This is a genomic window from Pelagihabitans pacificus (assembly GCF_009371985.2).
Classification (GTDB): domain Bacteria; phylum Bacteroidota; class Bacteroidia; order Flavobacteriales; family Flavobacteriaceae; genus Pelagihabitans; species Pelagihabitans pacificus.
The window spans coordinates 209,641-222,993 of the sequence record NZ_VIKU02000003.1 but is presented as its reverse complement, the minus strand read 5'-3'; the positions used below and the strand labels follow the sequence as shown (position 1 = coordinate 222,993).

12 protein-coding genes are annotated in these 13,353 nt (G+C 46.1%); 1 reads left to right on the top strand and 11 read right to left on the bottom strand.

What is annotated here, in order from left to right; translation table 11 throughout:
- Window positions 1-21: 21 nt before the first annotated feature.
- The 6 genes from FK220_RS11550 to FK220_RS11525 form a co-directional block, all read right to left on the bottom strand.
- Entirely contained in the window at window positions 22-564 is a 543-nt protein-coding gene (locus FK220_RS11550; protein ID WP_152574485.1) for a glycoside hydrolase family 108 protein, read from the bottom strand.
- Window positions 565-635: 71 nt separating this feature from the next.
- The gene (locus FK220_RS11545) at window positions 636-881 is read right to left on the bottom strand and encodes a hypothetical protein (protein ID WP_152574484.1); all 246 of its coding nucleotides are present in this window, start codon (window positions 879-881) and stop codon (window positions 636-638) included.
- A 188-nt stretch (window positions 882-1,069) separates the two neighbouring features.
- On the bottom strand, window positions 1,070-1,300 hold the full coding sequence (locus FK220_RS11540; protein WP_152574483.1) for a hypothetical protein: 231 nt from the start codon (window positions 1,298-1,300) through the stop codon (window positions 1,070-1,072).
- Window positions 1,301-1,340: 40 nt separating this feature from the next.
- The gene (locus FK220_RS11535) at window positions 1,341-2,825 is read right to left on the bottom strand and encodes a hypothetical protein (protein WP_152574482.1); all 1,485 of its coding nucleotides are present in this window, start codon (window positions 2,823-2,825) and stop codon (window positions 1,341-1,343) included.
- A 40-nt stretch (window positions 2,826-2,865) separates the two neighbouring features.
- Window positions 2,866-3,747: a hypothetical protein gene (locus tag FK220_RS11530; protein WP_152574481.1), complete on the bottom strand. Its 882-nt coding sequence runs from the start codon at window positions 3,745-3,747 to the stop codon at window positions 2,866-2,868.
- 435 nt (window positions 3,748-4,182) lie between these two features.
- Window positions 4,183-5,226, bottom strand: a complete 1,044-nt coding sequence (locus tag FK220_RS11525) for a leishmanolysin-related zinc metalloendopeptidase (RefSeq protein WP_152574480.1) — start codon at window positions 5,224-5,226, stop codon at window positions 4,183-4,185.
- Between the two features lie 480 nt (window positions 5,227-5,706).
- Here FK220_RS11525 and FK220_RS11520 point away from each other — a divergent pair, with 480 nt between their 5' ends.
- Entirely contained in the window at window positions 5,707-6,288 is a 582-nt protein-coding gene (locus FK220_RS11520; RefSeq protein WP_152574479.1) for a hypothetical protein, read from the top strand.
- Between the two features lie 152 nt (window positions 6,289-6,440).
- Here FK220_RS11520 and FK220_RS11515 read toward each other — a convergent pair whose 3' ends face one another.
- The 5 genes from FK220_RS11515 to FK220_RS11495 form a co-directional block, all read right to left on the bottom strand.
- Window positions 6,441-6,776: a hypothetical protein gene (locus FK220_RS11515; RefSeq protein WP_152574478.1), complete on the bottom strand. Its 336-nt coding sequence runs from the start codon at window positions 6,774-6,776 to the stop codon at window positions 6,441-6,443.
- A 165-nt stretch (window positions 6,777-6,941) separates the two neighbouring features.
- Complete coding sequence (locus FK220_RS11510; protein WP_166204890.1) at window positions 6,942-8,813, bottom strand: sensor histidine kinase; 1,872 nt, start codon at window positions 8,811-8,813, stop codon at window positions 6,942-6,944.
- A 40-nt stretch (window positions 8,814-8,853) separates the two neighbouring features.
- Window positions 8,854-9,513, bottom strand: a complete 660-nt coding sequence (locus FK220_RS11505; RefSeq protein ID WP_152574476.1) for a response regulator transcription factor — start codon at window positions 9,511-9,513, stop codon at window positions 8,854-8,856.
- Window positions 9,514-9,643: 130 nt separating this feature from the next.
- Window positions 9,644-10,798 carry an RtcB family protein gene (locus tag FK220_RS11500; protein WP_238718994.1) on the bottom strand — a complete coding sequence of 385 codons (1,155 nt, stop codon included), beginning with the start codon at window positions 10,796-10,798 and terminating at the stop codon, window positions 9,644-9,646.
- 374 nt (window positions 10,799-11,172) lie between these two features.
- Window positions 11,173-13,119, bottom strand: a complete 1,947-nt coding sequence (locus tag FK220_RS11495) for a PQQ-binding-like beta-propeller repeat protein (RefSeq protein WP_152574474.1) — start codon at window positions 13,117-13,119, stop codon at window positions 11,173-11,175.
- Window positions 13,120-13,353: the final 234 nt, after the last annotated feature.

Genomic DNA, 13,353 nt, shown 5'->3' with positions numbered 1-13,353 from the left:
GGGTTCGTCTACTTTTGGTTACTACATTTCCGGGAACTTGGCGACCCGGTTTAGCCAACCTTTGAGAAACTTTTGCAATTCAGGCTTACGGCCCACAAGATCCCGATAGTAGCGAATTCGGTTTGACTTATACGTATTATAAAGTCTTGGCAAATCCTTTGATTCGGCAGCCTGCATTGCTGCACAGGTAGCAGGGCCCATACTACCGTCGACACTGATGCCTGCAGAAAAATTATTGTTTAGGATGCGTTGCAATATCTTGATGGCGTTGGAGCCGGCATTGACATAAAAATCTGCCAGGATATTGGCTAAATCCTGATTCGCAATATGATTACAATCGATCTTGTCCCAAAATTTAAGTTCATAAATGGTTCCGGCCTGAGCATCGGTCAATTTTTTTAGGTTTTCCAAGGTCGCTGGAATACCCAGCAACCGCGGACCATAGGCTTTGAACGTTTGAAAGGTAATGCCTTTATTGGTTGCTCCTCCGGGATCGACCGGATCATCGACCCAGCCACCTTCAAATTCGAGCAGCATGGGCAGGAAGGTATTGAAGTTTGCCATAGTCAATATGTATAATGAGTGATAGGTGACCTATTTGGCTATTTTTAAAATAAACGGCCCACAACCGATTCTTAAATGAGCCGGTAATTAATTCCGGGGTCAACCGCTAAATTCTGAGCGATATTTTCCCGGTTTACAATCGGACCCATATGGGGTATTCCCCCCGCGGGCGGGTTGGCAATGATTTTCACGACCGAATCTGCGACAGCATCAGCTACCATATTTTGACATTCATTGTGATACACTACGTTATCTCTCTTATAGTTTTGTGCATACCCCGTTGGCGCATACGTAATGGTTACTCTTCCCCACCCCATAGTAAATTGTTTTATGAATGAATAGTATTCTTTATTGGTTGATGCATTTAAGCTCTATGTCGAGCTTCTTGAACTCCTTTTCCAAGTGTTCTGAATGTTTCCTTGATGTATCGCTTGGGCCACACAAATCTTTCCCTATCCAATCAGGATATGCTTTTGGTCGTATCGGAGATCCGCAGTCTTCACTTTCATGGCAGCACTGAACTCACTGCAATGTTTTGATGATGGCTACCGACCCCGGCGTCATAGGTAATCTGTACCTGCTTGGCGCCTTTAATGGCAGCAAAGGCGTTGGTGCATCTAAATTGAACCGCGCCGCCCTGAAGGCCTGTTAAATCGACATTCATGGGTTGCGCCGTCATTAGATGAATATGATCGGCCGTGTGGGCCGCAGCTTGAATCAAGGTAATTGTTGCCATATCGTTTTTATTTTAGGATTGTTGTTTCAATTGGTTACTATTAGGGTGTCCCACTATCATCGCCCTTCTTCTTGGGCGGATGCAGCATATCCGGTTGGTATTTTTTCATCCATTGAACCGCTATGGTCCGTTCCGTAATATATTTTAGATAAAAATTGATTGGAACCCCGCCTTGTGCGTTCGCTGCTTTTTTGACAAAATCATCAAAAGCGGTCATCAGGGAGTTCATGTCTATAACACTATTATTCGTGGTATCGACTTCCGCCACCGCCTCTACCGATCCCTTGATGTAGTCCGTTTTCATTTTTTCGATAGACTGTCCCGTTTTGGCTTTTCCAGCAATGGAAGCCATGGACGACATGCCCGAATTACTGGCATCCTGCATGGCTGCCAACTCCTTCATGTGTTCCGCAGGCCCACCCTGTAAGTGGTCTACCACGGTGGTGATTTCATTTGATTTGATCGATGGAATCAATCCCATGGTAATAAGACTGCAGTGTGATTGGACATCCGAGGTGCTCAGTAAGCTTTTTACACTTTTGGCCGTTTCGGTGTCTACACCAAATGATCCTTCCAGCGAGCTCCCCAAAAGCCCGGCTTCAATGTAGCCGCTGGCCTGTGCAGCGGCCGACTGCGAACTTTGACGACTTTGCGTCCCCTCGATTTGTTCAAAATGAACGAACCCGACAAAACTGGACCCATAGGTTGCACCTATTAGCACCGGCATTCCACTCTTCTCGTCATCCGGGTCAATGGGTACGCTTGCTTTTTTCAGCATTTCATCAGGGTCTTCCGGGTCTGCATCCCATTTTTTTCCCGTATAGAGGACGTAGTTTTCGATGGTGTCTTCAACGTCAAGAATAAGCGGTGAAAACATTTGGGCCTGTTTATGGGTGCAATTGGCACAAATTACCACAGTGCCCAGAAGATTACGGCCTTTCCGCGAATTATCGATTGCGGAGTGGGCCGACCCACCAGCGGAGGCACCCCAATCAGGGCCCAATAACTCCGTAACTTTTGTGGCCACAAATGCAGAAACCGCATCTGCCGTAGAGGTGTCGCTTTCATCGTTGGTCTCGTAACGATAATACTGAACATCCATATTCATAGTATCGGAACTGATAGGCATGGGCTTTAACTGGGAAGCGGCAAAATCGAGCGGGCTTTGAACTTCGGAACTGATTTGTTTTTCGTCTTGATTGGACATTAAGTCAGCAATAGCGGTCTCTGATTGCATCACTGCTTCACTTAGTTCTACCGACGCTTTTAAGATTGCATCCATTATCTGATCAAGATTCTTTTTAAAACTATCCATGGCATCACCAGCGCCCGCTCCAAGGCTTGTCAACTCTCTCAAGGTCATATCCAAACTAAGCTTTTGCCGTAATAGGGCATTCACTTTATTCCTAGCGGCGTCCACTGGTTTCTGAAGATTGGCAATCGCCTCTAGTTGAGTAATTTTATCCGGTTTTACTACCATCCCCAACACAAGGCTTGGATCAAATGGAATTGTTGATGTAGGCATACTCTTAATTTAGAATGAAGTTATTGTTGAATACTATTTATTAAAATTTGCGACTTCCACCGACTTTACTATTGTATGAATTTTTGATGGATGTCCATAACGCCAACGAATCTTTCCGGTTCGATGCAATCAAGGTAGCTTCACCCTGTGCCACGAGACTCCAATTAGTCGTTAAACCGGTGATAAGACTGGAATTGGCGGTAGTAAGATCGGAAATGGCCTTCGCCATTAACTTTCCATATGCATCTGTGGCATTTGCCACACTCGATGCATAACTAAAGTGATTCACATGCGCCAATATTTCATTTGCTATTGAGGAATATTTTTTCTCCCATTTGTTCTTGCCATCGGCACGGGCGGCATAAACTGCTTCCTTAAAGGTGGATTCGGCATTCTCTTTTGCTTCATAAAATGATTGTTCGGCAAATTTCCAATTCACGATTGCCGTCTCTATTCCTGCCCCGCCCTTTATACTGGTTAACATAAAGGCTGTTTGTGATTTATGGCTACTTTGCTCAAATACATATTTTGCCTTTAGTAAATCATCGAAACTGCCAGGCGTGTGTTGTTTGATTTTTTCAACGATAGGAATATAATTTTGTGCCTCCTTCACGTTCATGGCTTCTCTAAACATCTTGTATACATCTTGAACGACCGGTTTTGATTGATGTGGTCCAATTTCCTTTAAAAACTCATCTATGAAACCTTTGGCATTGTTAATTATTTTCTCCGCAATTGAAGAGTATGCAAATTCAAGATTGTTAAAAGTCCATTCCGTCCTCATTTCAGCGTTCGAAATCTCTTTAAACTGCAAATCATCCGTATTTTCATCAATAGGGTTGTCGAACACTTTGGATGCCTCGGTTGTTTTTTTCGTATCCGCTCCTATCGGGCCTACCTGTTTTCTTTTTGGCTTATTCATACACGTATCTTATATAGTTAACAAGGGGATTTGGAAATACTATATTCCTGAGGGTCAAACAGGAAATATGGTACTAGAAAATAAGGTATCACTTTAAACTATATGTACGAAATAACGGAGGACGAATCCCTTCAATATTTGTCCGAAAGCTCCTTTTTCTTGTCCGAAGGATGGAACGGTATGCCGATACCCATGGTTTTCAATAGCACCTGTCTTTTGCTTTTAGCACCACATTTTTGGTTGTAACCTATTCCTAACACCTTGATTCATTGCACGCGCTGCTTTGGTGGACAGGCATCAATCGGTCATCCCACCCCATTCCTTACAAAGGAGCGAACCATCCATAAAAAAGCCTGTAACGAAACAGGGTGTCCGTTACAGGCTTTTATCTACCTATTTCTTTCCTTTACCATACGGTATTGGAAAGACGGCTTTTTATTTGTTTTCCTTGATGTTTACAAAACCGATGGGCTGAAGCAATTCTTCCATACTGGCAATATGAAGTCCCTCACTGGAAGCCGTACCTTTGGCGGCTACCCCGGGAGTGCCCTTGGGCAGGTCATAGGATTCGCCCACAGAAGCGGAACCGTACCCCAAATCCTTCATAGATCCGGCCGTAATTCTACTCAATGGATTTTCACCCAAATTCAAGAAGCCGGTCATTAATTCATTGTTCAGCGCCTCTTCATCCCAGTGGCCAAATCTGGTTCCTGGACCAAAATCACCTTCGATAGGCAATTCGAGCGTACCTCCCTCGGCATTCCAGAAAACATTGGCTTTTCTACCCAAGAAATAAGGGTTGTCATCGGAACCGCCGCGAAGTGTTCTGTCAAAACCAAAAGGGGCTACGTTCCAAAGGGTACCCACACCCAAAACATGGCCCATTTCATGCACGATCACTTCCTCGAACAAATCCAGTTGTTCCAAAAAGTCCAGGTCCGCCACATCAAAGAACATGACTCCCGATAGGGTCAAGAAGTCATCGGTACGTACAAATCGCGGTCCGGCCTGACCAAGGATTCCTCCAGGGCCGTCAATGGGTGCCAAGGCGACTTCGATAATAATATCATCCACGGTTCCCTCATCCACTAGTGGTGGGAATCCCAGAAATGCCGAAGGAAGGGTGCCCGTAAAGGATGGCTCGTCCTTGATAATGATTCGTTCCCAACGCGCTGCGGCAGCCTCAAAAACTTCAAGCTGTCGGTCGGTCGGTGGTAAAAGATAGCTTAAGGTAATATTGAAACGACCACGGTCGATACCGGGTGCTTCGGTAGTTTTAAGCGCATCGGTACCTAAATCATCGATGATAATGGGGTCAGTGGGAGTTGCCTTAAGCGCAATAGTAAGGTCACGCGCATCGGTAACCGATGGGGTATCGGGCGACACTACCTCCTCCTCGGAACAAGAGGTAAAAAGCAAGGCGCTCAATCCCATGCAGCAACCGAACAGCCGTAGGGAACTTTTAAATGTGTTCTTCATAATAAATCAAAAATTAAAGGTTATAACAATAGAACTGATTTTCAGTTCGTTCAAATCGGGCCTAACTTAACACAAAAACCAAGCAATTACAATAAATTGTTAACAAATATACTTCATGGGTAATTTTTGACCCCGAACCGACTGAAATGCGTAGGTGCTGAAAACCAATATACACCCTTCTAAATGATATGAAGGACCGGCAGTCCGCCAAAGCCTCCATCTTCACCATAACACCGCAAGGTTCCGCCGAAGACATTTTTCTGAAAACGGACAGGGGTATCCCGACTACTCGAAACCGCTAACTTTTGGTAGTGGCAATAGGCCCTGCGGTCATCGTTTACCATGAGGTAAATTCATCATTTTAAGGTATTTCGCCACAAGCAATTAGACCATAAGTTTGTCTTATGAATCGATTCTTAACGGCAGAAACCGAAAAGCCGTAACAAAACAGAGTAGGTATACATTTTTAAACCACAGATTATGAAGACTTTGAAATTTAAATTCGTTAGGAACGGGCTAGCGGCCATCGGTATGGTGCTTTTGTTCGTTACTTCCTGTCAAAAAGAAAGGACAGAAGAACCTATTTCCACCGACAACAGCTTGGAAACAGCTTTGGAAAACGACCAAGACGCACTTGAGATGATGCGATTGGCCGAGGAGAACGCCGATGAAATTTTAGCTGCGTTAAAGAAGCAAAATATCAGTATTGATGCGTTCCGAAGTATGTACGAGGCCAATGACGAGGCACAGATTGCACAAGCCCTAAATTTGGATGTCAATGCCATGCTGGAGCGAAACCATCGCATCAGGACCTTGGCACAAACCATTAACAACAGATATCCGGACTTGGAAAGCCGTGTCGATGATGGCCAAGTGTATGAGGATCCCTTTGTGACCATGGGATACGCGCTTGACGGTACCGGTAAGGGGAAATGTAGCGGATGGAGAAATTGGAGGAACATCGCCAAATACACGGTCTGTGTGGCAGCATGCGCCACCTCGACTGCGGGGACGGCCTATGCGCTATGTTCGCTGGTATGCTATTTTAGTTTTTGTACCTGATGGCCATAGGAGCCGATACACCCACAAAAAAGGGTATCTCCCAACGAGATACCCTTTTTATTATCCATTTCGCATACCTTATGGACACGGTTTTTACCAAACGCGGGTCTTGGTAGCCCTAAAAACGTTGCGATCTATCCAGGACCTTTGTCCTAGTGTGGCGGAATGGTGGTACCGGGACCACGGGTCGCCGGTTGGGAACAAGCTACACGTACCCATTTCCATACCCGTTTTGGAAACCATCCAGACCACACCCATACTCGTTTTCGCGCATAACAAGATGTATTGGCTATGGGCAAGGCAAAGCTGTTGAGCTCAACAATGACCGGGGTATTCCGATGGAGCTTGTCTACGGTTTCCACGATGGAAATTACGGGTTGGGAGTCGCCATAAGATTGCTCTTCATGCACTTTGGCACTGCTTGAGGCCACGCTTGCCAAAATGGCGAGCATGGTGAGGCAACATAATCTCAATTGAATTGTTTTCATAAGCGTATATTTGATGTGAACCTACTCTAAAATGGGATTGGCTTTTCGGTTTCCGCCATTTCTAATCCTGATTGCTATGTTTCATATTTTAAATGTATTGAAATTGCGTACAAGCCCGTATCATGGTTTACCGGGAATAGGCCTCATGGTAAACCATGAGCCGTTTTAAAGCAGAATGGAAATGGTGGTGCCGTGATCGGGTTGTGATTTCACATCCATTTTAGCCGAAATCAGTGTCGCCCGTGACACGATGTTCTTCCATCCCAACCCTTTGGACACATCTATTGTATTGGGGTCCATCCCTTTTCCGTTGTCCGAAATACGCAGGGCAAAGTGTTTATTGTTGTTTTCCAAAATCACATTGACCAAGGTCGCCTGGGCGTGCTTTATCGTATTCGATAAAATTTCCTGAACGATTCTGAATAAATTCACGCTCTCATCCTCACTTAAATGCTGCACGGGTTCTTCGGCCTGCAATTCGATCTTCAGCATATTGTCTACGGTCAGTTCGGTCACCAATTCCCGAATCGCAGGGACCAAGCCCAGTTTGATAAGCGTATCGGGCATAATATTGTGGGAAATATTCCGTAGTTCATCATAGGCATGATCTACTTGTTTGATCAGTTTCCCGTGTGCCGGTTCCTGGTCCTCAGGTAGGGTTAGCGATGCCGCCTGCATTCTGATCGCGGATATCGTTTGTCCCAGGCTATCGTGCAGATCCTGGGCGATTCGTTTGCGTTCTTTTTGCTCGGTTTCGATAATACTTTTATAGCGTAGGTTTTCCTGTTTGGATAATAACTTTTTCTTGTTCATGCGGTGCCAGCCCCACATTCCGAACCCTAGCAGGAGTACGATGCTGGTGAAGATGGTCCATAAGAGGGTTCTCTGGTATTCCTTTTGTTGGATAATGGCCGCTTTTTGGGCGTTTTCCTTATCCAAAATCAATATTTGTTCCTCCTTTTCCTTGGTCGCATACTTGGTTTGGAATTCTTCGAGTTTCTTTTGCTTGGATCGTTCCGCAAGGGTATCCTCAATAATCTGATGTTTTTTCAAAAAACGTAGGGAATTCCGGTAATCACCCTGTTGCTCATAAGCATGGGATAGGCTTCTACTGGCCCTGGCGATGGCCGGATAACTTTCGATACTGTCGGAAAGTGCATAGCTCTGCATAAAATAAGGAATGGCCTTCTCCGGCATCCCTTGGTCAAAATAGAAGGAACCGATATCGTAATCCGCGGTGGCGATGTGAAGTTTTACTCCCGAATCGGAAGCCAGCCGATGCGACATTTCAAAATAGTAAAGGGCAGAATCGTATTGCTTTAAAAGTTGATAGCTTGATCCGATATTGCTGGGGATGATGTATTTGGGACTAAAATTATTGATGCTACTTTCTGCCAATGCCCTTTTGCCAATGGCGATCGCTTGGTCATATTGCTCCTTGTTCATATAGCAATAGCTCAGGTTCGCCGCTATTTTGTTCTTTAGGCGATGCGCCTTTAGTTTTGTGGCAAGTTCCAAGGCCTTTTGATAATTGACGATGGCTTGGTCCGTATCCCCATTGACGATGTTCAGAAAGGCCAAGGCATTCTTTGCATCCATATTCAATGAATCGGAATAATGCCGACGCATCAATTGCTGGCTTTGTTCATAATAGTCCATCGCGGTATCAAACTCGCGTTTTAGCGTATAGCTCACGACCAGGTTTAAGAGGGCATCCGTCTGGTAATACGCATTGGCTGCTTGCTCTGAACGCAACAGATTGTCTTTACTGTAGGCTATCGCCTTGTCGGTATTATCAATGGCATTGTAGTTTTTGGCGATCCGGGATTTGGTATACAAAGCCAAATCCGAGCTCGGATCATCCCTTAACAAGGAATCCAATTCCAGGAACACCTGTAAGGATAGATGGTAGCTGGCCTGGGAATCGTATAGGGAATCGGCGGTCTGTTTTAGCGTTGCCAGCCGGTCATCGGAAACCTGCGAAAAGGCAAGGGCGGTGACGAACAGACAAATCCAGGTGGGATAACGGTACTTCATCGCTATTGTTTTGGAGGGGAATACCATTGTAACGACCGTATTATTCCCAAATGGCCAGATTGTTTTCTACGGCATATCGAATTAGCCCAATGACACTCTTGGAATTTGTTTTTTGAAACATGCTCCTGCGATGGGTCTCTACGGTACACACCCCTATGTTCAATTCGCTGGCAATTTGTTTACTCGATAGTTCACGACAGATGAGCTGCAGAATTTCTCGCTCCCTGGCCGTGAGTTCTCCCTTTGTCTTAAGTTTATTGGGTTTTTTATCGTTGATCAGATCCATCATGATGGAGGAGATCTCACTACCGTAATAGGTACCGCCATTAACGATTCGATCGACGGCGTTTAGCAACTCTGCCTTACTGGCTTTTTTCAACAAATAGCCTTCCGCTTCGGCATACATAATTTCTTTGACCAACTCCCTCCCGATATGCATGCTCAGGACCAAAAAAGGAACGGTCCTATTGCGTGCCTTCACTTTTTTGATCAATTCGATGCCGTTCATTTCTGGCAGGCCAATATCGGTAATGACCAACGAAAAGGGTTGTTGGGCCAGCAACTCATAGCCTTCCTCGGCACTGGCCGCACTCGTAAGGGTTCCCACGTTCGCATTGGATTTTAGGATGGACTGCAATCCGTCTGCAAACATCACATGATCGTCAATCAGAAGAATATCAATTGTCTTGGTCTCGGTCATCTCAGGTGGGGAATTAGGAACCTATAAAAACGTATGCCTTTATTATAATTACGATTGAAATGGCGATTTGGCCGTGAACATGGTAAAAAGACAAAAGTCCGTGACGTGTAGTGAAGCCCGTTTCCCCGGACTAGGTTCCCTTGAGCACTGCCATGGGTGCCAATTCGACTACAATATCAACCAGGTCCTTTTGATTTTCCATAACGACATCGATGTCTTTATAGGAACTTGGGGCCTCATCCAGGTCGCTCCGGTGCCGAATGGCATGAACGACCCCTTTTTGGTCGAGCATGGCGATTTCCGCTTCCAGGTCTAGCTCCCGTTGGGCCTGTTTTCTACCCATTCGTCGCCCTGCCCCATGGGAGCACGATTTAAAGCTTTCCGGATTGCCCAGGCCCCTAACAATGTACGAGTTGCTGCCTTGGGAGCCTGGAATCATTCCCAATTCGTCTTCAAAGGCACGGGTGGCCCCTTTGCGATGTACTAGTACCCGTTTGCCAAAATGGTCTTCCCAGGCGGCAAAATTATGGGGCTTGTTAATGATTTTGCCATGTTTAGATGCCCCCGTTACGCTTTGCAATGCCTCGAACATGCGTTTCATCATAAGTTTTCGATTGGCAAATGCGAAGGCGATTGCATAGTTCATCTCCTTTATGTAGTCCTGTGCCTCTTGCGTATCCAGTGGTAAGAAGGCGAGATCAATTTCGGCTGATACTACGGAATAATAACGTTTGTTCAATGCGACCGCAATATCGTTGTACCAAGTGGCCACCTGGTACCCCAAGTTTCGACTCCCGGAATGCACCATAAGCCAAACATAACCGTCGGACCCTTTTTGGATTTCGATAAAATGGTTGCCCCCGCCCAAGGTACCGATTTGTTTCAAGGCCTTGGTATACTGTCTACCCACGATATTCAGGGTTTCATGTCCTTTGGGCATACATGCCTCGTCCTGTGCCTCCTGATGCGATTTATTCCCCAGGGGAATGGTTTTTCTCGCAGCGGACAGCACTTTTTTCAAGTCGCTCGTACCAAGGTCCCGGACCGAAGTCCGCATTGCGCACATCCCACAACCGATATCGACCCCGACCGCATTCGGAACCACCACTTCCTTTGTGGCCAAAATGGCCCCTATAGGCATTCCATACCCTTGATGGCAATCGGGCATTAAAGGTATATGTCGAAAGGCGAACGGTAGGTTGGCCAAGTTCCTGGCCTGTATCAAGGCATCCGGCTCAATGTCGTCCAACCATAATTTAATGGGGATCCTTTCTGTGGTGAGCATCAATTTCATCTAGTCGCATTATGGGCAAAACATCCCGATTAGCGGAAACTGGAAACTACCGTAAAATTATCGAAGTGCCAATGATCCAAATCAGGTTTGCATATGCCCATCTGAATTTGGAAAGAGTTTCGTACCCCTTGTTCAAAAGGTTATGGAAAGGAGCTTTGCGAACGACGAATGGAATGCTGGTCGATGTCGAATCATTTTCCTGAAGCTTACCTGAACGACTATTCCGATCGCGTTTCTTTGGGATGCTTAAATGACACCCAAGGTGCGTCTGTTACCCTACAAGGCACTTATCGCTACTTCTAGGCTGAAAAGTCAAGAAGCCTTGTCAGCTGATCAAATGGGCAGAATGCGTCTTGCAGCTATTGTTAACGCGCCTGATACGAGGTCAAGGCCGCGTCTCCCGTACGGTAGTACACCTGTCCGGTAATATCGTCTACGGCATAGATGGGTTCCCGGTCTTTCCCAAGATTAATTTGACCTTCTATCTTGCCCGATGCTTTACCGACCTTTAGCAAGACAATGTCTTTTTCCTGCTTGGACATAATGAACATAAAGTCCCTCCCCTGTTTTGTGGCTTTGAGTCGGGCATTCGCCTGTTTGAATGCAGCCACGGCATAACTGGAAGCGGCATTGCCCAATTCGCCATAGGCATCACCTATTTGGGCTACCAGTTCCCCTGCCACCCGGTCTTCCCGGCGTACGTCGTTTTCGGCTGCGGCCAAGGCACCCGAAACATAGTACGAGCTGGCACCAATATAGGCCGCCCGTATGGAGGAGGCATACAACAAGGCACGTTTCCAGCCCGCCTCCTTGGGAGCGGGATAGTATTCATGATAGACCAACGCACCGTTAAAATCGAATTTGGCTACGTTCTGATCCGAATGCACAAAAATTCCATCCGGTAAAACTTCCAGATTCGTCGGGGACTCTTTCCCTTCAAAGCGAAGTTCCGATCGTGAAAAATCACGTACTTCCCCAGTCACCTTTTCCACAACTTTCAAAAGTCCCGAGCTGTGGTCAAAGGCATAGATGTTGCCTTGATGCTCCGCAGTCAGGCTCGGACGGGTCCGAATGCTTTTTTTCCATTTCAAGGTGCCGGTTTGATGGTCTAAGATGTTCATCGATTCGGTGGTGATGTACAGGATGGCGTTGGCAAGTGGTACAATACCCACGACCGTCCCATCAATTTTTACCGGCTTTTCGAAGGTGATCGTTCCTGTCCTTGGGTCCAGATAATTGAGAAAATCCTTATTGGCCGTGCGCGATACCAACAAAATGCCGTCACCCGAATCCAAATAATCGTACACACCGCCTTTGATGGCAATGCCCCGGCCCTTTTTGCCCCAAAGACCTTCCCGGGTTTCATAATCGAACAGGTTTATTTTTGTGCGATTGCCATCATCGGGCAACACCAACATCCCTTCCTCCAAAAAACAGACCTGGCTGAGCGCCCCGTTCACCTGTAGTTCCTTGTCCCATACCAAACTGCCATCGTTGATATCATAGGCGTTGTAATGATTCGTATAGTTGATGGTATTTCCAGCGGACGAGGTCATACCCGATTGTCGTTCTTTTTGCGACCCTAGGTAGAAAATAGTACTGCCTGCCGGCTGGTAGTAACGAAGTTGAATGTCCATGCCCTGGGACATGTTCTCGGCAGCCTGTTTTAACAAGGCGCCAAACTTCCCCATTTTATCGATTTGCTCCGCTTCCTTGGAGTTGCTTTTTTTCCAAATGATCGCTCCGGTAGTGGCATTGAGCTTATAGTTGTTGAACAGGGTAACGATCAGCAATTCCTGATTGTCCAGCTCGTTGGCGGCCACGATACGGCCAAATTTCTCACTCATCGACCAGGATACGGTGGCATCCGACATTTTTACCGAAACCATGAGAGGTTCTCCGTTATGGTCCGTTCCGGAAACGAGTATGGCATCCGAATCGTACAAGAAATGATAACTTGCAACTTCACGTAGGCCTGCATTCAGGGAATTAAAGACCTCCTGACCGCTAAACTGGTCGATTAAATGCAAGGTATTATCCGTGGTCACCGCAAAAAATGGACTTTTGGGAAGTTCTTCGAAGGCGGCCCGTTCCAGATTGCCAAAGGCTCTCTTTCCCCAACTGATATCCCCGGTTTCGGTATCGATACCTATCAATTCTTCCCTGGAGCTTACGATAAGGTTTCCTAGGGAGGTAACTTCTTGCCATTGGATTTCGGTGGGCAAATCCTTGTTCCATTTCATTTCCACCTGGGAAAAGCTCGCAAAAGGAACAATCAACAGTACGAACAAAAACGATTTTATAGGGCTCATATTCCAACTTTTAGTCTAGATAGAACGCCGAATGCCCTAGTTTATTACGATTCGCCCTTCTTTTTGATATCGATGGTCGTGGAATCGACTTGTAACACAGAACGCTTTTAATTGTATCGCAGGAGAACAACCATCCGATCTCCTTTGATTTATTCGATACCATTCCACATAGCTACCACTACTATGGGGTTTGCCGGTTTCACGTTGCCCTACCCCCGACCGTATACGCTCTAA

Excerpts from the sequence above, each read along its gene's own strand:
- FK220_RS11550 (WP_152574485.1), bottom strand. The coding sequence starts at position 564 with ATGGCAAACTTCAATACCTTCCTGCCCATGCTGCTCGAATTTGAAGGT.
- FK220_RS11545 (WP_152574484.1), bottom strand. The coding sequence starts at position 881 with ATGGGGTGGGGAAGAGTAACCATTACGTATGCGCCAACGGGGTATGCA.
- FK220_RS11540 (WP_152574483.1), bottom strand. The coding sequence starts at position 1,300 with ATGGCAACAATTACCTTGATTCAAGCTGCGGCCCACACGGCCGATCAT.
- FK220_RS11535 (WP_152574482.1), bottom strand. The coding sequence starts at position 2,825 with ATGCCTACATCAACAATTCCATTTGATCCAAGCCTTGTGTTGGGGATG.
- FK220_RS11530 (WP_152574481.1), bottom strand. The coding sequence starts at position 3,747 with ATGAATAAGCCAAAAAGAAAACAGGTAGGCCCGATAGGAGCGGATACG.
- FK220_RS11525 (WP_152574480.1), bottom strand. The coding sequence starts at position 5,226 with ATGAAGAACACATTTAAAAGTTCCCTACGGCTGTTCGGTTGCTGCATG.
- FK220_RS11520 (WP_152574479.1), top strand. The coding sequence starts at position 5,707 with ATGAAGACTTTGAAATTTAAATTCGTTAGGAACGGGCTAGCGGCCATC.
- FK220_RS11515 (WP_152574478.1), bottom strand. The coding sequence starts at position 6,776 with ATGAAAACAATTCAATTGAGATTATGTTGCCTCACCATGCTCGCCATT.
- FK220_RS11510 (WP_166204890.1), bottom strand. The coding sequence starts at position 8,813 with ATGAAGTACCGTTATCCCACCTGGATTTGTCTGTTCGTCACCGCCCTT.
- FK220_RS11505 (WP_152574476.1), bottom strand. The coding sequence starts at position 9,513 with ATGACCGAGACCAAGACAATTGATATTCTTCTGATTGACGATCATGTG.
- FK220_RS11500 (WP_238718994.1), bottom strand. The coding sequence starts at position 10,798 with ATGCTCACCACAGAAAGGATCCCCATTAAATTATGGTTGGACGACATT.
- FK220_RS11495 (WP_152574474.1), bottom strand. The coding sequence starts at position 13,119 with ATGAGCCCTATAAAATCGTTTTTGTTCGTACTGTTGATTGTTCCTTTT.